The organism is Alicyclobacillus fodiniaquatilis, assembly GCF_042678105.1.
Classification (GTDB): domain Bacteria; phylum Bacillota; class Bacilli; order Alicyclobacillales; family Alicyclobacillaceae; genus Alicyclobacillus; species Alicyclobacillus fodiniaquatilis.
Window position 1 is genome coordinate 129417 of sequence record NZ_JBHUCX010000004.1, and the last position, 21773, is coordinate 151189.

Genomic DNA, 21773 nt, shown 5'->3' on the forward strand with positions numbered 1-21773 from the left:
GCGCGATGCCATGATTGACTAGCATTTTCATGGCTCTGCTGCTGCGGGATACATCACTCATGGCGGTCTATCATCATGTTTCGGATATCGAAAAACATCCTTGCACAGTATAACACCACAGGCAAGTCTGTCAGTGGATCAATTTTGCGGCACGGATGTTCGGGGACCGTGATCAAATGCGCTTTACATATGGCCCCTAGACACGACAAGGCAATGTTCGGTATAGTCGAACTGCGCCAACCATAACGTTCCACCTGAAGGGGGACAGTTTTTGGATGGAATCTCCAAAACGTCAAGACACATCGAATATTCAATCGGTTGCACCAGTGCAACAATCTGTTGTGGCAAAGTCGAGATCCCGCACGAGGAGCCTGGTCATCACCGCCGTTCTCGCAGCCATCAGCATTTTGCTGAGTCTGACGCCGCTCGGCTACATTCCAGTTCCGACTGCCGCTGGGAATGCGACCATTTTGCAAGTGCCCACCATTTTGGCCGCCGTCCTCGAAGGACCGCTGGCGGGGGGATTTGTCGGGCTCGTATTCGGTGCCTCGTCCTTTTTGCACGCATCGAATGTCTGGTTTAAAGATCCATTGGTTTCCGTCATACCGCGGATTCTCATCGGAGTTATCAGCTATTTCGTCTACGCCTTGTTGGCGCGGGGAAAGAATCGGTCATGGCGTCTCGTGTCATTGCTCGTCACCGGCTTTGTCGGTTCTGCAGTGAACACCATTTTGGTGCTCGGTGCCGTATATCTGTTCTTTCCTGTCACATTCGCCTCACTGGCGACCATTTCTCTTGTCCAGGGTCTGCCCGAAGCGGTTGTCTCTGCGATTTTGACGACAGCCATCGTCGCAGCTTACTTGGGCATTGTTCGATCCAATCGTAAATCGCGGATATCATAAATCTGATTTTTTTCAGCGTTGTTCCAAGCGGCCATGGCGCAGGTCGACTTTGAACAGCGCTTTTGTTTTATCACCTGTGTCCTGTATCTGTGTCCTGTAAATGAAATCGGCACCTTGGTGCCACGTCATTCGTGATGCCTTGATTGACTGGTATTTTCATGATGCTACTGGTGCGAGGCGCATCGCGCCTGGTCGCCTATTAAAATGTTCAGAAATTTCTATTGAGTTCACCGCCATCTGGCATTACAATGGTTTTTATATTGAGGCAAGGGAGGTGCGAACATGGACGCGGAACAACAGCATGAACAGCAATGTACCGTATGCGGCGAACAGATAGAAGCGGACAGCAATCCAACAACATGGCTGTGTCCAGACTGCGAAGCATCTTGGGAACGGGAGCGCGAAAGTGTATGGTAAATCACTCGTGCGCCTTACAAAGGCGTATCGCGCAGCAGAACAATACGCCGACCTGATGGGGCAAAGCGCGCACCCGTTCGGTCGGCATTTTTGTCGGCAAGCTTCGATGGACGTGCCGGATCGAAAAAGACAACTTTTTTGATAGACCGCCATGCGTGATGCACCCCGCACCAGCAGAACCATGAAAATGCCAGTCAATCGGAGCAGCGCGGATGGCGCAGCACCAAAGTATCGACTTTATTTACAGGGTATGTGAACTGGTCAAATTCACACGCCGATGACCCGCGTGTCGATGACGCCGCCGCCCAAGCAGATCTCGTCGTGGTAAAAGACGACAGACTGCCCAGGTGTGATGGCCCGTTGCGGTTCGTCAAAAATCACTTCACAAATATCTTCTCCACGCATGTGCACCGTCACCGCCTGATCCGTTTGGCGATATCTGAATTTGGCCGTGCAACGGAAACTGGATGCAGGCGCCTGGCCGCTGACAAATGAGAGTTGGCTCGCGGTGAGACTGGTCGCAAACATGCGCGGATGATCCTGCCCTTGCGCCACAATCAGGACATTGCGCGCCAAATCCTTGTCCACCACAAACCAAGGCGCTCCTGTGCGGTCATGTTGGCCGCCGATGCCAATGCCGCGCCGCTGCCCCATCGTGTAGTACATCAAGCCTTCGTGCTGGCCGACGACAACCCCGTTGGTGTCTTCAATGACGCCCGGCTGCGCTGGCAGGTAGTTGCTCAAAAAGTGCTTGAAGTTCTTCTCGCCGATAAAGCAGATGCCTGTGCTGTCTTTCTTGCTGGCTGTGGCCAAGTTGTGCCCCCGCGCGATGTCGCGGACAGCGCTTTTTTCCAGGTGGCCGATGGGAAACATGGCCTGTCGGAGCGGCGCTTGATCCAACGTGTGCAAAAAATAGGTTTGATCTTTGTTGGCATCTTTGCCGCGCACGAGTTCCACAAGCCCGCTGTCATGGGTTCGCACCTGTGCATAGTGTCCTGTCGCTAGGTAATCCGCCCCCAGCTCCAGCGCCCGCTGCAACAATTCTTTGAATTTGATCTCTTTGTTACAGAGCACATCCGGGTTCGGCGTGCGTCCTTTTTCGTACTCGGTCAAAAAATGCTGAAAGACGCGTTGCTCATACTCGCGTTCAAAATTTACGCCGTAATATGGAATGCCAATTTGTTCGCATACGCGCGCGACATCTTCAAAGTCCTCTGTCGCCGTGCAGTGCCCCAACTCGTCTGTGTCATCCCAATTTTTCATGAAGATGCCGATGACGTCGTAGCCCTGTTCTTTGAGCAACAGCGCGCTCACAGATGAATCCACGCCGCCAGACATGCCGACGACAACCCGAGTTGTCTGATGATTGGCTGGCATCTTGTCCACCTCCGATACGTCCTTGTACAATCAACAAGTACGTCTTGATTTGTGCTATCGTGAAAGTTGTCAGCTTGTCTTCAGTGATGTGCGGTCGCCCATCTGTCCTGTTTCTCATGTTGCTTTGCGACAGTTGGGTTACTCCGCAACGGCTTTATCCAAAGTTTTTTCTGTCATGCGAAAGGTGGTATATCCATGTTTGATCTCGATAAATCGGCCATCACGGAACACCCGCGATTGAAACTGCTGCACGATGTCGTGCCCATTGATACGCATTTGGATAACATCGAAAAGTTTATTCGGATCTGCTATGAAGAGCAAGGCTGGGATGTCGCGCAGGCGGGACGTGTCATCGCGTTGCGGGGGACAGATAAGGGACGGTTGTCCAGTGCGTTCAAGGCCAGCTTGTATTTGGGCAAGTACCGCGATATGGCGAATACCAAGCGTTTTCTCCAGAATATGGTCGCTGCTGGTCACTCGTACGAGCCCATTCGCGGTGAATCCATTTTATTTTTGTTCATCGGTGTAGGCAAGCCGGTGTACGACCACATGGTCACCTATACCGTCGGCCGTCCTACGCGCATTGCTGGCGGCCAGCGCGCAAATGTGCCTTGGGGATTTGAGTTGCCGGTTGAGGCGAAAAATCCAGAGGAGTACGAGGAAGAGCTGGAGCGCATCCGCACGGTCATTCGCCTTGCCAAGCAGGATCGGGTCGAACAGATGCAAGCCGCCCGTGCGAAGTTGCCTGTCGGCTACATCATGCCGCCATTTTTGATGGAGTTTTCCGAAGAGGCCCTTATCAAAACGATATTCCGGCAACGGTTGTTCGAGAAGGGCGCGCAAGGGGCGACGGTCGACATCGTCTCCGATATGCTGAATGCGTGCATGCTGTTGGACGAGGAAAAATGGACGTTTTTGATCGACTATCACGGTCCGCACCTCCAGCAGTGGGAAAAGGCGATGCGCACGCTGCGCAAGGAACAATGCACAATTGGCGACATCGCAACGAAACTGGAACTGCCGCTGGAGCAGGTCTTACAGATGAACTTGTACGATTTGCTGCTGGAGTCGGTGGGGAAACTGCCGCCTTCGATGTGGGAAAAGCAGCGGTAGCACAGGTGTGTTTTTACAAATCATTCCTGGGTGGGAGGCTGGATTTGGTCGCAGAATGCCTTCACGACCGCTAAGCGTTTGCGGTCGTGTGTTGAGTGCACATGTTGTGTCATGACGCAATTATGCTTCACGGATGCTTTCGACGACCCAAATTCCTCCTCGCCCTTGCTGCTCAGGTTGGTATAATTCCACTAGATAGGTGCATGACCGATGTTTGACACGAACCACTGCGTGCATGAGTCCGCTGTCTGTATCGCGGTATTGTTCAACAAATGTATAGGCGTCATTGGTCCGCAGGCCGAGATGGATGGTGCCGACCTCTTGCGCCGTGCGAACCGGACTTAAGCGCCAGAGGTTCTGTCCGTTTGCGGCCGCGCGTTGAATGCGTTCGTAGTCTTCACCGGGAATGACGACTGAACCTGTAATCACTTCAGGGCAGGCCATAAACAGCTGCCTCCTTCTACAACGATGTCACTTGGATGGTGCATTGTATGGGGGCGGCGCACGTTTGTGATAGTGACCATAGCCCAGTTCGCAGAAAGGGAGATGTGAGATGGCAATTTCAGGCGAGGGAAAAGTCGCGATTGTGACAGGCGCAAGTTCAGGGATTGGCTATGCGACCGCTTTGGCGTTGGCCGACGCGGGCTTCCAATTGGCTGTTGGCGCTCGCCGCCAAGACAAGCTGGAGGGGCTCGTGCAAGCAATCGAGCAAAGCACGGGTGCACGCCCGTTCGCAGCCGCGCTTGATGTCACAGATGTCAGCAGTGTGGAGTCCTTCATTGAGGGCGTACTTCAGCATTACCAGACGGTGCACGTGCTGGTCAACAATGCAGGGAAGGCCCTTGGTATCGACAACATCGATGAAAACGCCGACGAGACCGACTGGGAATTGATGCTCGATACGAACGTGTTGGGGTTGCTGCGGATGACGAAGCGTCTGGTACCGCATCTTGTCGCCAGCGGCGCTGGCCACATTATCAACATCGGTTCCATCGCAGGACATGAAGCGTATGCTGGTGGCGGTGTCTACTGCGCGTCGAAGTTCGCTGTTCGGGCCATCACAGGCGCGCTGCGCCAGGAACTCTTGGGCAAACCGATTCGCATCACGAGTATTGACCCTGGGATGGTGGAGACAGAGTTCAGCGTGGTCCGTTATCATGGCGATAACGACAAGGCAGCGCAGGTATACGAGGGCGTGCGTCCGCTGACGGCAGAGGATGTGGCAGATTGCATCTTGTTCGCCGCGACGCGCAAAGCGCATGTGAACATCGATGAGATGATCGTCAAAACCATAGATCAAGCAGATGCGAAACGCGTAGCGCGCAAAAGTTGAATCACTCGTGTGAAGTGAACGGGTCGCTGACCGCCCTTTATGGATTTTTGAGTCCCGCAGTTTCAAGATTGTGTAAGGCATGCAGAACGGTCTGACAGGAGGATTCCACAATATGTTAATCGGTGCAGATGAGCTTCACCAGCGCCTTGCCGAATCTGATTTGGTGATTCTGGACTGTCGTTTCCGGTTAAGCGACCCAGATTGGGGCAACCAAATGTATCAAAAATCGCATATTCCGGGCGCCTATTATTTTGATTTGGAACGCGATTTATCCTCACCCAAGCATGAACATGGCGGACGCCATCCGCTGCCTGACCTCGATGTGTTCGCCAATAAATTGGGGCATGCGGGTGTCACAGACACTTCGACTGTGGTCGTGTATGACAGCGGCGAGGGCATGGCGACGCGCGCGTGGTGGCTTGCGCGCTATGTGGGTTTAGATGACGTGCTGGTGCTCGATGGCGGTTATCAGGCGTGGTTGGATGCAGGGTACCCATGTTCCACACAGGCGCCGCCGCTCGTCGACAGGGATTACGATCCCGACATTCAGCATGGCTGGGTGGTGGATGCGCAGGAGGTGCGGCGTATCGTGGCTGGGCAAGCGGACGCCATTCTCATTGACGCGCGCGCACACGACAGATACAGCGGAGAAGTGGAGCCAATCGATGCTGTTGCCGGTCACATTCCAGGCGCGGTCAACTACCCCTGGCAAAATGGGCTGAATGAAAAAGGAATGTGGAAAGCGGAGCGCATGCAAAAAGCGCGGTTCAGCGAAGTGCTGGCGGAAAAACTGCCCATCGTCGTCTATTGTGGCTCCGGCGTGACCGCTTGTGCCGACATTTTTGCCTTGAAACTGGCAGGGGCAAAAACTGTGCGCCTATATGCAGGAAGTTGGAGTGACTGGATCTCTTATCGGGAAAATCCAGTTGCGAAGTCATAGATTTCAAATCATTGTCGCTCGTGGTCTCGCGATTTATCCTGGTTTTGTAACATCATGTCGTTCGCTGTCGTCTAAGCTTATGGAGCCCCATCGCTTTGATTCAGAGGAGGGCGAGCTTTGGCGAATTCGCGGAAAAACAGTCAGGGGAAAAATGCGCCGCTGTCGCGTCGGGATCGACGAAAACAAAACAGCCGTCGTTTGCGTCGCCGCGTAGCTACACGCATTTTCAGTATATTGATAGGCATTGTCGTGTTGGTTGGCGGGGTGGTCGGGGTTGCGTTCGGCACGCCGTTTGGCACGCATTGGCGGTTGTTCGCGGCGGAAACCATCATTGCGACGCGCCATGACCACTTGGCGCGCTATTTGACGACAGCCAAAGAATACGACACTTTACTGCGCAATTTGAATGGCATCAAAGTGCAGCAGGCGGCGATGGAAAATATTCATGTGCCGCCGGCCCAAGCATCGCAAAGTATCGGAGATGGCAATGACGCGTCGCAGCCGCCGATTGAACTCCACCATTTGAGCGAGAACGGGTACAACGGCTATGTGATGCTCGTGCATGATCCACGCTTGGTGCGCCTGGTGCCTGCGCATGTCGAAGGGGCTATGGGCGAATATATCACAGATATGGCGAAACGCGTCAGCGCGGTGGCAGGCATCAATGCCAGCGGCTTTGAGGATCCCAATGGCAACGGCTGGGGTGGGATTCCAGTCGGTTTGGAATATGTCAACGGGCAGACGATGCAAGCGTCCAAGGAGACCGCAAGTTGGGCGACCGTTGGGTTTACAAGTGACGGCGTCCTGGTCATGGGGGACTACAGCACAAGTGAGTTAAACCAACTGGGTGTTCGTGATGCCATGCAGTTTCACCCGGAACTTGTGGTCAACGGTAAACCGACCATCACGGAAGGGGATGGCGGTTGGGGAGCTGATCCCCGTACGGCCATTGGCCAGGCCAAGGACGGTACGGTCATCTTCGTGGTCATCAATGGACGATTGCATGGCGGCTCCATTGGGGCGACTCAGCGCCAAGTGATGGACATCATGTTGCGGTATCATGCGGTCAATGCCTGCGCGATGGACGGCGGTTCTTCATCGGTCATGTACGATAACGGCAAAATCATCAATTCACCCTCGACGATTGATCCAAACGGACAGCGTCATTTGCCTGATGCCTGGATGGTCTTTCCGACCGAGCAGGCGGCCAAAGCGGCAGGGGAGTGAGCCTATCCTGGCTCCTCCTTTTTTTGCTATAATAGACAGGCTTGACTATGTATGACGGGGTGACGATATGACCAGTGAATCGTTGACACAACTCAAAGCAAGAATTCGTGAAATCACGCATTTCAATGAGGCATTGTCCCTGATGGAGTGGGATCTGCGGACAGGGGCGCCGAAAAAGGGTCACGCTTTGCGTGCGGAAGCCATCGCGACGCTGGCTGCCAAGGCGCATGCATTGTCCACTTCGGCGGACATCGGCGAGTGGTTGAATGAGCTGTCTGAACCAGCCGTGTTCAACGCGCTCTCGCAAGTGGATCAAGCGCTGGTGCGGGAAGAGAAGAAGTCGTACGATTTGATGCATAAAATTCCAGAGAAATTGTTGCACGAATACCGCGTGTTGACGTCCACAGCGCAATCGGTGTGGGAAGATGCCAAGTCTGCAAACGACTTTCCGTCATTTCAACCTTATCTGGAAAAAATCATCGTGATGAAAAAACAATTCATCGAGCACTGGGGCGCCGCAGAGCACCCATACGATCTGCTGTTAGATCAGTACGAGCCGGGGATGACTGTGGCACACCTCGATGCCGTATTTGGCGATTTGCGCCGGGATTTGGTTCCTTTCGTCCAGGCCATCACGGCAAAAGGTCCTGTCCACGACGGCAAGCTGTTCACGACAGCGTATGCGTTTGAACAGCAAAAAACGTTGAATCGTCAAGTGCTGGAAGTGATGGGATACGATTTTGGCGCTGGCCGTATCGACAGCACAGTGCACCCGTTTGAAATCACCCTCAACCGCTATGACGTGCGTGTGACGACACATTATGATCTCCACGATCTCCGCCCAACTTTGTTTGGGACCATTCACGAAGGCGGCCACGCGCTGTACGAACAGGGCATTTCGCCTGATTTGATTGGCACATCGTTGTCTATGGGGACATCGATGGGGATTCACGAGTCGCAATCGCGGTTCTGGGAAAACATGATTGGCCGCTCTCTGCCGTTTTGGGAACGTTACTATACGCTGTTGCAAACCGCCTTTCCGAATGTGTTCAACAAGGCGAGCCTCGAGGCGTTTTACGCTTATATCAATCACGTCGAACCATCTCTGATTCGCATCGAAGCGGATGAGGTCACATACAATCTGCACATCATGGTCCGTTACGAACTGGAGAAAGGACTCATTGGCGGCGAGTATCAAGTGGCCGATTTGCCGCAACTGTGGCGCGAGAAAATGGAGGAATACCTCGGCGTCACACCGCCAGATGACGCGCATGGCGTGTTGCAGGACGTGCATTGGTCGGGCGGCGACTTCGGCTATTTTCCGTCTTACGCGTTGGGGAACCTGTATGCGGCGCAGTTCCGGCATACTTTGCTCAAAGCGATTCCAAATTTGGACGACGAGATTCGCGCTGGCAACTTACTGGTCATTCGCGAGTGGCTGCGTGAACAGATCCATCAATATGGCCGCGTGTTGCAGCCTGATGAACTGGTGCAAAAAGTGACTGGTGAGCCACTCACAGGTCAGTATTTGGTTGCCTATTTGAGGGAGAAGTTCTCTCCAATTTATCGGCTGTAAAGAGCACCATCGCAAGACGGGCAGTGATGACCAAGGGCACATATCAGGGACCGACGCGCTGTGCCTTTGGTCAAGCAAATCCAAACAAGAAGGAGATGGGTCGTATGTTGACACATGTCATTTGGGATTTGGGCGAAACGTTGGTCACACCGCCCAATGGTGGACAAGACTTGCAACCGCTCGATTTGTGCATGGAAATTGCACTCCGTTCAGGTGTGGTGGAAACGCTGGAGACCATTCGGCAATCGGGATGTGTGCAAGCGGTCCTGAGCAATACTGCCACAAGCGACAGCGATGCGGCGCGACGGTTGTTGGAACGGCTGGGGATTGCGTCCTATTTCACATTCATTTATGCAACGCAGTCAGAATTGGATGACAATAAGCCTGAGAAGCCTGATCCCGTCGTGTTCGAATTGGTGCTCAACGCACTTGGCATCCAGGCACATCAGGCGGTCATGGTGGGAAACAGCTGGGATAACGACATCTTGGGCGCCAATCGCAGTGGCTTGCATGCCATATGGCTGAAGAACCCTGCGGTTGCTGCTCGGCGTGATGAGACAACACCTGTACAATCTCCACCGTGGATTGTGCCCGTGTGGGACGTAGCTGATGTGCCACAAGCGCTGGGCGTATTGCAGGCGAGCACGGGCAGTGAACACAATCTCATGGGGCTATCACAGGATTAACGAATGTCGGTTGATGGAAGGATGGTGATGCGGCCATGAAAATCGCTTTGATTGGCGACATTCACGGACGGGTGTTTCAGACGTTGGCCACGGTGTGCGAATGGCAGCGACAGCATGGAGAAAGATTGGATTTTTTGCTGCAAGTCGGGGATTTGGGGGCATATCCGAACCCCAACGATGAGCTGAAGAACAATCGGTTCATTTTGCAGGACTCGACCCAGCTCGACTTTTCCCGCATGCTGAACGCGCAAGACGACCTTGTTGCAGATCTCCGTGCCCTCAGAGCACAGCTGGCGTCGCCCATTCACTTCATCAGAGGGAATCATGAAGATTTTGCTTGGTTGAAGCAGGTGGAAATGGAAAGGCAAACTACGGTGACGCCTGTCGATCCGTTCGATTTATTTGCCTATGTCTCCGATGGGGCGGTGATGGAGGTCGGGGGCTGGCGTGTTGCGGTTTTGGGCGGCATTGAGACTGGAGAAATCGACGAACGCTCCATTGACGAAGCCATGTATCGCAAATTGTATGCCTATCGGCCTGGGGAGATTGACCTCCTTGTCACACATGATGCGCCTTACGGCATCAGTACCAACTACCACGGCGAAACGCAAGGTTCGGCGAAAATTTCTGCGCTCATCGAACAGATACAACCGCGCTATTTGATAGCAGGGCATTATCATCACCTGAATGGTCCGCGCGACTATGGGCGCACGACTTATCTAGGTCTGGCTGTTTTGGTGGACTTGCGAAGGGATGGGGAGCGCAGGAGTGTCCAAGCGGGAAGCATCGCCGTGATCGACACTGTGACAGGAGAACTGGCGATTGTCACTGAGGATTGGCTGAAGTCGCTGGACTGCAACTTTGATTTTCACGGATATGTGGCACAACTGAAACAAGCGACGTAGCGCGGTGACGTGACCCAAAGGTGCGTCACCTTTTTATATGGATTTTTTGAGTATCGCTTGCTATCACGTTACAATAAGGATGGAGCGTTTTAACTGACGCTGCATGCGTGAATGTACGATGTTTCATGAGGGGGGAAAACCGTGCAATCTTTGTCTGTTCAAGACGCCGAAGCATGGCTCAAACGTCATCAGGGTTTGACATTGTATGTACACTTGGAAGTCAACCCGCAGGGATACATACGGAATGCAAAAGTCGCGTTCCGCGCTGGCCACATTAAAGGCGCTGGCCCATATCGAGTCTATCTGACGTGGGATGACCCTGAAGGAATGGTGCAACTCAACGAGATCACAGATTTTTACGAAGAGAATGCATGCCTCATCTGTACTGCCTATGATACACAGTCGCGCATTGCGCAAAGTGTTGTCTTGAGTCCGGTTCCTTTGTCGATGTAAACCATTTCAGTTTGGTTTTAGGTTTGCGATAGAAAATCAGGTGACGAGGTGAGTGGTTTGAGTACCATTGTGGCAGTTTTTGCCCATCCGGATGACGAATCGTTCATCTGCGGAGGAACGTTGGCGAAGTATGCGGAAGAAGGGCATCGCGTAGTGCTGGTTTGCGCCACGCTGGGCGAAGCGGGTCGGCGCATGGGTGTGCCGCCTATCGCGTCGCGGGAATCGATTGCTCGTTTGCGCGAGGCGGAATTGCAGGCTGCTTGTGAGGCGTTGTCCATCGAGCGGCTGGTCCTGTTGGGCTTGCGCGACAAAACGTTGGAAATTCAGGATGAAGTGGCGTTGGCCAGCCGTGTAGAAGAGATTTTACAGGAAGAAACGCCAGATGCAATCATCACTTTTCACGATCCGCTAGGGGGCCATCCGGATCATTGCGCCATTGGTCGAGTGGCGACACGCGCTTATCAAACATACACGGCAAAGTTGGAGCGCGCGCTTGTGCCTCGCCTGTTTTACTTGGCTTGGACGGGGGATTCATCTGTCTACACAGTGCATCCGCAGCCAGTGCAGCAAGTGGTGGAAATTTCAATTCGCGACCACAAAAAAGCGAAATTGGCTTCGTTCCGCGCGCACAAAACGCAGTCTGGCATGAATAAAGAGATTTGGAAAAGCGAAAAACAAAGTCTATCCCGCCTGTCGGATACTGAATTTTTTGTTCATAGTTTAGGCCCTGCGCTGACAGAAAAGGGGACACTTATCTGACAGCGCGTGTCGGCAGAGGAGGGAGTCAGCGTGCAATTGGATAATTGGTTCGTTCAAACAGAGGCGCAGCGAAAAAGGCTAGAAATCACGAGGCAACTGTCGGAAACATTCGCCAAGCGAGCCGCAGAACACGATAGAGCAGGCACTTTTCCGCACGAAAATATCGCCGATTTGCGGGCGTGTGGCTACGTGAAATGGACCGTGCCGCGCGAATTCGGCGGCGAGGAAATCAGCCTCTACGAGTTTATCATGCATCAGGAGCAACTGGCGCGCGGCGATGGGTCCACAGCACTCGCCATTGGCTGGCATGTTGGGATGATCCTCAGTTTGCGCACAAGTCGCGCCTTTCCTGAGGAACTGTTTCGCAGGGTGTGCGAGTCTGTGATGAAGGATGGCGCGCTCATCAACAGTTGCGCCAGTGAACCGGCCACGGGCAGCCCAAGTCGCGGCGGGCGGCCGGAAACCACGGCGACACCTGTGGAAAATGGCTACCGCATCACAGGGCGCAAAACATTCAGCACCTTGTCTCCGGCCTTGGACTGGATTTTAGTGACGGCTGGCATCGCAGATTCGGATGCAACGGGCGAGTTTCTGGTGCGCGGCGAAGACATCGAGATTATCGAAACATGGGATACCTTGGGAATGCGAGCGACAGGGAGCCATGATATCGTGCTGAAGGATGTCTTTGTCCCTGAAAGCCAGGTCGTCGCAGTGAAACAGCCTGGTGTGAGAACGGAGCGCCACAATGACGGCGGTGGCTGGATGCTGCACATTCCGGCATGCTATTTGGGTGTTGGCTTGGCGGCGCGGGATTTCGCGATGAAATTTGCCGCAACTTATCAGCCCAACAGCCTGACGCATCCGATTGCGGACGTGCCGCATATTGAACAAAAGTTGGGGGAAATCGAGCTGAAGCTGCTGCCAGCGCGCACACTGATGTACGATTTGGCTGCCCGGTGGGACGCGGCAGATGCAGCGGATCGACCGCAGTTGCGCGCTTACTTTGGCGCTGTGAAGATGGAAGCGACCAATCGCGCCAACGAAGCGGTGGATTTGGCCATGCGCGTGGTCGGCGCGCGGAGTATGGCAAAATCGCTGCCGTTGGAACGCTATTATCGAGATGTTCGGGCCGGTTTGCACAACCCGCCGATGGATGACATTGTGCTCAAATCTCTGGCGAAACAGGGCACGGCTTTGTATCGAGCGTAGATGAACTGGCGTGCTGATGGCACGCCAGTTTTTTTGCGTAAGTTCTTGTTTGAAGAAGTTCGACGATTTTAACGGATAGCTCTGTTTATTTAACAACAAAGACTTGATGTTAGGCGTACAATGGGGGCAATTGTATGTCGGTTTTGTCAGCAATCAGTGTATAAAACTCAGGGAACTTAGGATTTTCCGTACTTTTTATTTCCTCAAATGTGCGTATGAATAACCCTTGAGCTGCAACAGAGGTGTCATGTAAAACTAGGTGGGTGATTCGCTGAGTTGGTCCACCCATTGATGACGCTCCGAATGCTCAATTTCCAGCGCAGCTTTCAACCACGCTTTCTGCTCCTGGCTCAAGCAAGGCAACGATACATGAAAATCACGGCTGTGATCGCTGGCTACATCTGTTGATTCTGCATACGTCGATTTGTACAAGAGAACAATCTCTGGACACAAAATCGGTACGCGATTCACCTGAAGCAAGGCTTGATTGAGCGAACGTTTGATGGCATGGTTCCAGTGATACAAAAAGTTGTCCTCATCTCTTTGATTAAAGAGGAACTCCACATAGTTGAAATGATCTTGTTCTGTGGGAACAAAAGTGAATCGGTAGGTGTCCTCATCTGCAGTAGATGCCAGTTGGCAATTCGTATTTGCAGCTGAAAAACAAAATAGATTTCGTTGAATCAATGGCTGGTCTGAATTGAACAATTCATGCACAAGCCCGTTTCCGCAAAACTCGAATACGCGCCAGCCTAAATTCAGCATGAAATCAATGATTTGGTTTCGATCACGCCAAAACACGACGAGGTCTACATCTTTATGTTCCCGCGTGGTCTTTCCTAAAAAGAGATCTATTGCTTCACCTCCGCCGATGGCCCAGTCGAAGGGCGCTTGGCGGAAAAATTTTTCGATCTCTATCAAATCTTTCATGAAGCTCGCCCTCTCCTGATATACTTTTAACATAGTCATGACTTGTGCAGGCTTTTCGCAATGTCGAAGGCAGTCAATGTGAAGTTCGCTTGTTTGCCCATGAACCAAATTGCTATGACAACGCTAAGTATTGATTATAAGACATATTGAACTGGAGGTGTGAGGTGGCCCGTGGATAGGTTTCTAAGAGATAAGCGTGTCGTGGTCACAGGAGCCGCGAGCGGAATTGGGCGTGCTATCGCCCGTGGATTTGCCGAGAGAGGCGCCAAGGTCCTTGCTTCAGACGTCAATGAAACCAATCTCTTGCAGTTGCAGAGGGAACTCGAAAGCGAAAATGCGCACATACAAATCAAAGTTTGCGACGTCAGTATTGAACAAGAGGTATCCGCTTTGTTTGACGCACAGACTTTACCAGATGGCCTTGATATCCTGGTGCATTGCGCTGGCATCACAGTTTTGAAAACGGTTACGGAGACGACTCAAGATGAATATAGGAAATTAATTGAGACCAATTTGTCGGGGACGTTTTATTGTTTGCAAAATGCGGTGGCAATGATGAAAGCCCATCAAACGAAAGGCGCTATTATCGTGATCAGCTCGATTAACGCACAACGCCCCTTGCCGTCGCAGGCCGTGTATACCAGTACAAAGGCGGCCATCGAATCGTTGGCGCAGTCCCTGGCTGTAGAAGTAGCACCCCTACATATTCGTGTCAACTGTATTGCGCCGGGTGCCATCAATACGAATTTAACCCAAAAATCCAGGACGCCGCGTAGGGAGGAAAAGGGGAACAACACGAGATCGAATATTCCCTATGGAAGGGCAGGAGAGCCAGAGGATATTGTAGGAACCGCGTTGTTTCTAGCGTCACCGCTGTCTGAATATATGACTGGCGCAAGCATCGTTGTAGATGGTGGGCTCATTCTGAAGAGGTAGAAATTACATGGGAGGCGTTTTCGATGAAATTGGCCGAAATGTTAGGGACCCATGAAACAAGATTGTGGACACTTTGTAAACAGATGGGAATAAATTGCGCGGTTGCTGGATTACCGAGAGAAGTCAATGGCCATAAACCTTGGGATTATGTCAATCTATTGCATATGAAACAAAGATTTGAGAATTTTGGTTTGAAAGTAGAAGTGATTGAAGCCAGGCCACCGGCGAATAAAATCAAGCTGGGGTTGCCAGGACGTGATGAAGAAATTGCCACGGTTCAAGCATTGATTCGCAATATGGGGGAGCTCGGCATTCCGGTTTGGTGTTACGATTTCATGGCTGAGTTCAACTGGTTCCGCACATCAACGAGCACGAGAACACGTGGTGGTGCTTTGGTATCGAGTTACGATCACGCCCTGATGAAAAATGCACCATACACCGAGAACGCGCCGATCAGCGAGGAACAACTGTGGGAGAATCTGGAGTACTATCTAAAAGCCATCGTGCCTGTCGCGGAAAAGGCAAAAGTAAAACTGGCGCTCCATCCGGATGATCCGCCGATTTCTCCGATTCGTGGCGTGTCACGCATTCTTACGAGCGCAGATGCGCTACAACGCGCCATCGATTTGGTGCCGAGTGAATATAGTGGCATTACCTTGTGCCAAGGAACTTTGGCGACGGCCGGAGACGATATTCCAGCGACCATTCGTCGGTTTGCGCAACAAAACAAATTGTTTTTTGTCCATTTCAGAGATGTGCGAGGGACGGCAGAAAAGTTTGAGGAAACCTTCCATGATGACGGAAAGACAGACATGTTCGAAGCGATGAGGACATATGCCGAAGTCGGATTTGATGGCCCTGCTCGCCCAGACCATGTTCCGACCATGGTGGGTGAAAATAACGACAATCCGGGGTATGAATCGCTTGGTCGACTCTTCGCCGTCGGCTATATCAAAGGCTTAATGGAAGCGACCTACAGATGAATGGTCAGAAGCGCCCGCTGAAATGGGGTAGGCGCTCAGTGGCGCAGATGTGACATCGCACTCAAGTGTCGGTGTGACCCTGTTTGGTGGCACCGACACTTGAGTGGAGTCATGTTATAGGACGATGGCTTCATCATTCTTATCAGCACGGCTTTCTAAAATCACAAACATGTTCAATGCTCGAATCCACGATAATAAAGGACTCATCTCTCTAGCGCTTTTGTGCTCACGTGTCTAATTGAACGAACCGCCTTGCTATTTTTTTCGGGTCTCAACATTTCATACAGTCCATCAGGCAGAAGCTTGAAGTTGCGGTTGTCCTGAAAATCATCTAAGTCCATCCAAACGGCAACATATTCTTTGTCATCTTCAATGCCATGAATGACTTCTTTTCCATATGTATCTGGATTAGCGAACTTCGCTTCGTAAATGAAATCGTACTCATGCACGATTTCATCAAACCATGGGAAGATGTTTTCAACGATTCCGATCAACTGTGGATCAACAATGTTTTCGTTGATCTCTTCTTTAACCTCTCTAAACAACGGCAGCTTGGCTTTCCTCGCCGTATTCAATCGTCCCACCAACAGGACGAAATGTTGTAACACCGTTGAATTCAGGAAACCGCTCCATATAGTATGAATTTATCTCTTTTTATGATGCAAAGTGAAGATGCTCTGTAGCGCATTTGTTTTGCCTCCATACTCAGTTTAGCTGTCCGAAGAGCGTTATCGTATCATCATGCGGCATGCAGGATTTTTATCTACCGTTCTTGATATACTTCCATTCTTGCAAGATTAATGACAAAACTTCCTGTTATCAGAAGATCTAATCCGATTAGACCGTCGATGTCAGCATCCATTCGTCCAAAATCAACTTGAAATTCTACGGCGGTAAAATTCTCAAATTGAATCTGCTCAACTTTTTTTCTGTTTGCTATATCCCGCCCGCCAATGCCGAAAGCAGTGATAATATGATCGCCTTCTTCAGGAGATACATCCAGAACGTCCTCAACGACATCTAGATTAACCCATGTATGAGCGGAACCCGTGTCTATAATCATGGATTCAAGTGTGATGCTTTTTCCTCTATGAGAAATCCAAAACGGGGAGACTAGAATGCCATTGATGATGGTTAAATGCATGACCGAATGCCTTTAATCAATGGCTTCCTAACGATGTCCATTACGATCTGTTCATTTGAAGTATGGTAAATGAACTTCTTTTCCCTAGCGTCCTTGAGCGCTTGGAGCGCTTCTTGAGAATCGGTGAGCGGGCGAATGATGGCGACCTCATCAACATAAAGTTTTCCATCCTGCATGTGAGATTGCAAATCTTCCAGATAAACAAATTGATTGGGGTACAAATTTCGAACCACCGACCATAGCATGCTTATCACGTCCTTACTTTTTTATTTCTATTACGGTACTATTTTTGTATGAATAAATATTTCATCCAAGTTTTCCGCTTTAATCAAGGCTTTCTATCGACCTGCAACTGAAGGAACGTTCCATCTCCATTCATTATGACTAACGTGTTCTTATGATCAATAGCCAGTAGGACGTATCTACAGGCAGTTGAGTATAGAGCGGCTCACATTTACAAGCACGATTCAATAAAAACATCCGTCAGTTCAGTTCCGCCCCTTTGACGACATGCAGTTCCGTTTGGGTGTGATTCCACCTCATGCTCACTTGGCTCTTTCTATCTCCTGATTTCATCAGAACGGAGATTTCATCCGTCGGATTGTCATCAATGATACTTATCTCGACATCGGTGCCGTAGGGGCTAATCTACACCTTCTTCTCGTCATATAAAAATGACGTGCTCGTTAACGCTTGAGCACGTCATTTCCGACCCTGTGTTCTGTTTTATTTCTTCACTATCGCTTTTCCCTCAATGGCAGGCTTTGCAACAGTGCGGCATCCATTTCGAGCGCACGCGCTTGCCAAGTCTGTTTTTGCAAGAATGGCTGCACGGATTGCGGCGCGACTTTGCGTTTGCCGTGCAAGATGGCGTCAAGCGCCTGAAGTCCTGCCTCAAGGTTGGGAGCGAGCCAGACATGTTCTGTGAATTTGTGCATCTCGCGCGTTGGCGTGGCAATGACCTCTTTACCTGCAGCGAGATACTCGTAAATCTTCACGGGGTTGACGCTTTCGGTCAACTTGTTGTTTGCAAATGGATACAGACAGACCTCGAAGCCAGCTAGAAATTCGGGAAGCTGGGCGTACGGTTGTTTGCCGAGCAAATGCACGTTGGCGAGTGAGCGAATGGACGATACATCCGCTTCAATCGGGCCGATAAAGACAAACTGCACATCCGGGCGAGCCATCGCCAGTCCACGCAACAATTCAAAATCGAGCCAAGCGCCAATGCCGCCGACAAAGCCGACCCGTGGTGCGGGTATTTGTGCCAGCAGCGCATGTTCCTCTGCTTGTACTGTTTGAGCAAAGTGGCCAAGTTCCACCGCGTTTGGAATCAAACGGACATCGCTGTGAAACGCTTGCATTTTCTCGACGAGCGCATCGGCAGTGGCAAAGATGGTGCGGCTGGCATAGGCCATGGACGCTTCTAGGGTATCCATCACATCCAGCCGAGTGAGGCCGCCGAACGCGCCGTGATCGTCCACACAATCGTAGAAGGTGGCGATGGGAGCCAGATGTGGGATCAAATCGACTGAATCGGGCAACATTGAGAGTAAAATGAGCGGACCTGGCACGTGATGGCGGATCTGGTGGGCGAGCATGCGCTGGTTGAAGCGGTTGATGCCACGTACCATGTGGTAGAATGGCACACTGGCCATGGGGGTGAGAACACGAATTTCTGCTTGCTTACCATCGCTTTGGAGCACGGTGGAAATCGGCTGGCGTGGAAACATCCGCGATTTCAGCGCTGGATTGCGCAGCGGTCCAATCAAGGTGACGGGCGGTTCAACAAATAGCACTGGCCATCCGCTTGCCGCCAATTGTCGGGCAAGATGCTGCGGACGGGCAGTCAGGCCGTCCCAAGGGACGGCGGACGTCAACACGATGGTTGGGTACATCTCTTTTTCGTCCAAAGTCTTTTCAGTCACCTCACAACCGCCCTTTGCGCAGTTTGATGTATTGAATGACAGGGCGATAAATACACATCAAAGCGCCCAGAATGCCAACAAAAATAAAAAAAGGAACCACTGCGCCGAACAAGATGAAGACGAGCAGCGCGAAATATTGTTCACCAATGAGAAACCCGCGAAATGGCACTAGACTGCGCAATTGCTGCATGCGGTCAAACGTGTCCGTTGACGCAGCGTCTGGTTCTGCTGTCTGACTGGCAGAGGAAGGCGCAGTTGCTGCGGCCGCTGATTCTTGTGTCGGTTTGACCATTTGAATCTGGCCGTAATACTCCAATAGATAAAGTACAAACAGCGCGAACATGGCGTAAAACCACACAGATGCGGCGTGGTCGTGCTGTTTGATGGTCCCATAGGCGAGACTTGCGTAAATCGCGAATTCTTTGATCCGGTCAGCGACTTGATCAATCCAGCCACCAACTGGTGAAAACTTGCGTTTGTAGCGGGCCAATTGGCCATCGGCGCAATCGATGACGTATGAGATCTGAACCAGCAGCAACCCCCACAGCACATCGCTTCGCTGGCCGGCGGCGAAGAAACCGCAACCCACCAAAGCGATGATGAGGGAGGAAATGGTCAATACGTTTGGCGTAATGCCAGTATTGCGAACCAGATAAACGAGACGAATGGAGAGTGGGTAATAGATAAAATTCGTCCAGATGTCAATCGGTCGTTTCGCACACGCATTGATTTTGGCAAGTTCACTCATGGACGATCCACCCTGGGAAATGCGCGCAAAACTTCTTCTACGGCATACTCGTAATCCTCTGGGAAATCGACTTCAACGCAAGGAATGCCTGTGATGTCGACCGCGTACATGTCGTGCTTGTCCTGCATGACATCAAGCGCATGCTCAAAAAATTTCATCTCATTGCCTGTGACGGCTTCTGCCAGAACGGTATTGCGGAACCGTTTTGCGAAATCGCCGGTGAAGTTGGCGACGCCGATAAACTCGCCGTAACTTTGGGCAGGGTCGAGATGTTTCCCAATCGCCGTGATTTGTGTATTGTCTACCAACACTTTGACTTCTTCTTCGCGACACTGTTTTCTGTCAATGGCGAGGAAGCCGCCGTTTTCTCCGGTCTTCAAACGCGCCAGAATCTGCTGTTCAAAGACGACATCAGCGTTCATGTAGTAGAAGTCGTCTGCGAATTGCTCAAGCGCGAGCGCCAAAGAAAACAGGGTATTGGTCGTCTCGAAGTCCTTGTTTTCGATGTATGTAACCTCTAAGCCCGCATGTTTCGCGGCAATATGTGCCTGAATCATCTCTTTTTGATAACCAACTACCATGCGAACTTGGCTGACGCCAATCGATTTTAAGGCATCCAGTTGCCAGTCGAGGATTTTTTTCGGACCCATGTCCAACAAGCATTTCGGTTGATTATCTGTCAATGGGCGCAGGCGCATGGAACGGCCAGCGGCCAAAATGATACTCGTTTCCGTCACGTGGCCATCAACTCCCATCTGAAAATAGTTTGCGACCTTCATGCGCCGTCAATCGTAACGAGACGCTCTACAATTACAATTTGACCGATATTGTATCCATATCAATCTGTACGAGAAGCATCCAGTCAAGCGGCGAATTTTGTCGATCCAACTCGCATTATCATTTAATCAGCCGTGCCGAAAAACGTCAAGGAAGCGAGTTTAGTCTTTGACGAAGTCGATGTAACCACGCTTCCCGCCATGGTTGACGTACATATCTGTCGCGTGATACGACTGTGCGCCGAATTTCACTTTTCCTTTGGTTTGATAGGCTGTGCCGCTCGCGTTTGAATGCGTGACTGGCCCTGCTGCAAATGTATAGCGCGAGGGTCGATCATTCACATAGACCGTCACATAGTAGGTGCCATCGCCGCGTCTGGTCAAGAGCCATGTCTCATCATTGGCGGGATCGCTACTGTTGTTTTGGCTGTCTATGTTTTCCATCACCGTGGGAATCCGAATCTGATTGCCTGCCATCTGTGTGGCGTTTGGCGGCAACGAAAGCGCTCCGCCACTGGTTGTCAGCCGGAACACTATCACGAGCGCGATGATCACGATGGACAGCCACCACTGACGCTTCATATGCCTGCTCCTCTTAGTGAACCTCGATTTTGACCGACTCGATATAAGCCGTCAACGTCGGGTAGCTGTCTTCGCCCGAATTTGGGTTGGTTGTCACAGGAATGTTCGCAATCTCCTTGATGACGTTCATGCCTTTGACGACATTGCCGAAAATCGTGTAGTTGGGCTGAAGATTTTTTTGATCCGGCACAGTACAGATAAAAAATTGGCTGCCGTTGGTGTTTGGACCAGAGTTGGCCATGGCCACCGTGCCTTCCTTATACGGCTGTTTGGGCGGCAGTTCGTCCTTGAACTGATAGCCAGGCCCGCCAGAGCCGGTGTTGCTCGGGTCGCCGGTTTGAATCATGAAGTTCTTGATGATGCGAAAGAACGTGTTGTTCTTATAAAAACCATGTTCGGCTAGGAAGACGAAGTTATTGACCGTCACAGGACTTTCTTTTGGCAATAACTGAATTGTGAAATCGCCGTAATTGGTCGTCACCACGGCGTCGTATTGCTTGTTTTGATCGATCGTCATCTTGGGCGGGGAAGACCACTGCTGATCTGACGTCTTCAGCTGTTTTTGGCCGCTAGTGGCGGAGTTTGCGGTGTTTTTGGGCGGTGTCGCGGACTCAGTGGTCTTGTTTTGCGGGGCTCCGCATCCTGCCACGAGGGTCAGCAGAAGGGTAGCTGCGCCCACACCGATGATTGATTTTCGCATGAGTGATTTTTGTAAAGCAAACATCACTTTGCTCCTCTCTATACTTGAAAATAAAGTCGATACCTTGGTGTACGCCATCCGCGATGTCTTGATTGAATGGATTTTCACAGTTCTGCTGGTGCGAGATGCATCACGGATGACGGTCTATA

The 21773-nt window shown here is 51.5% G+C and carries 26 protein-coding genes; 15 read left to right on the forward strand and 11 right to left on the reverse strand.

Translation table 11 applies throughout. The features are described from left to right. Positions 1-275 precede the first annotated feature (275 nt). From ACFSB2_RS01235 to ACFSB2_RS01245, 3 genes are all read left to right on the forward strand, one after another. Positions 276-902, forward strand: a complete 627-nt coding sequence (locus tag ACFSB2_RS01235) for an ECF transporter S component (RefSeq protein ID WP_377940713.1) — start codon at positions 276-278, stop codon at positions 900-902. Between the two features lie 282 nt (positions 903-1184). After that, on the forward strand, positions 1185-1319 hold the full coding sequence (locus ACFSB2_RS01240) for a hypothetical protein (protein ID WP_377940714.1): 135 nt from the start codon (positions 1185-1187) through the stop codon (positions 1317-1319). After that, a complete protein-coding gene (locus ACFSB2_RS01245) occupies positions 1309-1461 on the forward strand; it encodes a hypothetical protein (RefSeq protein WP_377940715.1) in 153 nt (50 codons plus the stop codon). The genes ACFSB2_RS01240 and ACFSB2_RS01245 overlap by 11 nt, the downstream gene beginning before the upstream one ends. Before the next feature lie 125 nt (positions 1462-1586). Here ACFSB2_RS01245 and mnmA read toward each other — a convergent pair whose 3' ends face one another. After that, a complete protein-coding gene (gene mnmA, locus ACFSB2_RS01250; RefSeq protein ID WP_377940717.1) occupies positions 1587-2696 on the reverse strand; it encodes a tRNA 2-thiouridine(34) synthase MnmA in 1110 nt (369 codons plus the stop codon). A gap of 195 nt (positions 2697-2891) precedes the next feature. Between mnmA and ACFSB2_RS01255 the strand changes: the two genes are divergently transcribed. Further along, positions 2892-3809, forward strand: coding sequence for a hypothetical protein (locus ACFSB2_RS01255; protein ID WP_377940718.1), 918 nt, complete (start codon positions 2892-2894; stop codon positions 3807-3809). A gap of 120 nt (positions 3810-3929) precedes the next feature. On the opposite strand, the gene ACFSB2_RS01260 is transcribed toward ACFSB2_RS01255, so the two are convergent. Further along, complete coding sequence (locus tag ACFSB2_RS01260; protein ID WP_377940720.1) at positions 3930-4253, reverse strand: hypothetical protein; 324 nt, start codon at positions 4251-4253, stop codon at positions 3930-3932. 109 nt (positions 4254-4362) lie between these two features. On the opposite strand from ACFSB2_RS01260, the gene ACFSB2_RS01265 reads away from it, so the two are divergent. From ACFSB2_RS01265 to ACFSB2_RS01305, 9 genes are all read left to right on the forward strand, one after another. Further along, a complete protein-coding gene (locus ACFSB2_RS01265) occupies positions 4363-5142 on the forward strand; it encodes an SDR family NAD(P)-dependent oxidoreductase (protein ID WP_377940721.1) in 780 nt (259 codons plus the stop codon). 112 nt (positions 5143-5254) lie between these two features. Next, on the forward strand, positions 5255-6082 hold the full coding sequence (locus tag ACFSB2_RS01270) for a sulfurtransferase (RefSeq protein WP_377940723.1): 828 nt from the start codon (positions 5255-5257) through the stop codon (positions 6080-6082). A gap of 117 nt (positions 6083-6199) precedes the next feature. Continuing rightward, positions 6200-7309, forward strand: a complete 1110-nt coding sequence (locus ACFSB2_RS01275) for a phosphodiester glycosidase family protein (protein WP_377940724.1) — start codon at positions 6200-6202, stop codon at positions 7307-7309. A gap of 67 nt (positions 7310-7376) precedes the next feature. Continuing rightward, the gene (locus ACFSB2_RS01280) at positions 7377-8885 is read left to right on the forward strand and encodes a carboxypeptidase M32 (RefSeq protein WP_377940725.1); all 1509 of its coding nucleotides are present in this window, start codon (positions 7377-7379) and stop codon (positions 8883-8885) included. A gap of 104 nt (positions 8886-8989) precedes the next feature. After that, a complete protein-coding gene (locus tag ACFSB2_RS01285) occupies positions 8990-9571 on the forward strand; it encodes an HAD family hydrolase (protein WP_377940727.1) in 582 nt (193 codons plus the stop codon). Between the two features lie 35 nt (positions 9572-9606). After that, a complete protein-coding gene (locus ACFSB2_RS01290; RefSeq protein WP_377940729.1) occupies positions 9607-10476 on the forward strand; it encodes a metallophosphoesterase family protein in 870 nt (289 codons plus the stop codon). A gap of 141 nt (positions 10477-10617) precedes the next feature. Further along, a complete protein-coding gene (locus ACFSB2_RS01295) occupies positions 10618-10929 on the forward strand; it encodes a DUF1806 family protein (RefSeq protein ID WP_377940731.1) in 312 nt (103 codons plus the stop codon). 57 nt (positions 10930-10986) lie between these two features. Further along, positions 10987-11688 (forward strand): PIG-L deacetylase family protein, encoded by a 702-nt coding sequence (locus ACFSB2_RS01300; RefSeq protein WP_377940733.1) that lies wholly within the window; start codon positions 10987-10989, stop codon positions 11686-11688. Positions 11689-11718: 30 nt separating this feature from the next. Beyond that, positions 11719-12897: an acyl-CoA dehydrogenase family protein gene (locus ACFSB2_RS01305; protein WP_377940735.1), complete on the forward strand. Its 1179-nt coding sequence runs from the start codon at positions 11719-11721 to the stop codon at positions 12895-12897. Between the two features lie 255 nt (positions 12898-13152). On the opposite strand, the gene ACFSB2_RS01310 is transcribed toward ACFSB2_RS01305, so the two are convergent. After that, on the reverse strand, positions 13153-13827 hold the full coding sequence (locus ACFSB2_RS01310; RefSeq protein WP_377940736.1) for a nucleotidyltransferase domain-containing protein: 675 nt from the start codon (positions 13825-13827) through the stop codon (positions 13153-13155). A 171-nt stretch (positions 13828-13998) separates the two neighbouring features. Between ACFSB2_RS01310 and ACFSB2_RS01315 the strand changes: the two genes are divergently transcribed. Both ACFSB2_RS01315 and ACFSB2_RS01320 read left to right on the forward strand, forming a co-directional pair. Continuing rightward, positions 13999-14763, forward strand: a complete 765-nt coding sequence (locus ACFSB2_RS01315) for an SDR family NAD(P)-dependent oxidoreductase (RefSeq protein ID WP_377940739.1) — start codon at positions 13999-14001, stop codon at positions 14761-14763. Positions 14764-14786: 23 nt separating this feature from the next. Beyond that, the gene (locus tag ACFSB2_RS01320; protein WP_377940740.1) at positions 14787-15746 is read left to right on the forward strand and encodes a mannonate dehydratase; all 960 of its coding nucleotides are present in this window, start codon (positions 14787-14789) and stop codon (positions 15744-15746) included. Positions 15747-15949: 203 nt separating this feature from the next. Here ACFSB2_RS01320 and ACFSB2_RS01325 read toward each other — a convergent pair whose 3' ends face one another. The 8 genes from ACFSB2_RS01325 to ACFSB2_RS01360 form a co-directional block, all read right to left on the reverse strand. Beyond that, positions 15950-16321, reverse strand: coding sequence for an NUDIX hydrolase (locus tag ACFSB2_RS01325; RefSeq protein ID WP_377940741.1), 372 nt, complete (start codon positions 16319-16321; stop codon positions 15950-15952). Positions 16322-16509: 188 nt separating this feature from the next. After that, positions 16510-16890, reverse strand: coding sequence for a retropepsin-like aspartic protease (locus ACFSB2_RS01330; protein ID WP_377940742.1), 381 nt, complete (start codon positions 16888-16890; stop codon positions 16510-16512). Continuing rightward, positions 16881-17135 carry a hypothetical protein gene (locus ACFSB2_RS01335; protein WP_377940743.1) on the reverse strand — a complete coding sequence of 85 codons (255 nt, stop codon included), beginning with the start codon at positions 17133-17135 and terminating at the stop codon, positions 16881-16883. Before ACFSB2_RS01335 ends, ACFSB2_RS01330 begins: the two co-directional genes overlap by 10 nt. Positions 17136-17627: 492 nt before the next feature. Beyond that, a complete protein-coding gene (locus ACFSB2_RS01340; protein ID WP_377940745.1) occupies positions 17628-18818 on the reverse strand; it encodes a glycosyltransferase in 1191 nt (396 codons plus the stop codon). Position 18819: 1 nt separating this feature from the next. Continuing rightward, positions 18820-19566, reverse strand: a complete 747-nt coding sequence (locus tag ACFSB2_RS01345; RefSeq protein WP_377940748.1) for a CDP-alcohol phosphatidyltransferase family protein — start codon at positions 19564-19566, stop codon at positions 18820-18822. Next, positions 19563-20303: a phosphocholine cytidylyltransferase family protein gene (locus ACFSB2_RS01350; RefSeq protein ID WP_377940749.1), complete on the reverse strand. Its 741-nt coding sequence runs from the start codon at positions 20301-20303 to the stop codon at positions 19563-19565. Before ACFSB2_RS01350 ends, ACFSB2_RS01345 begins: the two co-directional genes overlap by 4 nt. A gap of 201 nt (positions 20304-20504) precedes the next feature. After that, complete coding sequence (locus ACFSB2_RS01355; RefSeq protein WP_377940750.1) at positions 20505-20924, reverse strand: hypothetical protein; 420 nt, start codon at positions 20922-20924, stop codon at positions 20505-20507. 13 nt (positions 20925-20937) lie between these two features. After that, entirely contained in the window at positions 20938-21648 is a 711-nt protein-coding gene (locus ACFSB2_RS01360) for a peptidylprolyl isomerase (RefSeq protein ID WP_377940752.1), read from the reverse strand. Between the last annotated feature and the right edge of the window lie 125 nt (positions 21649-21773).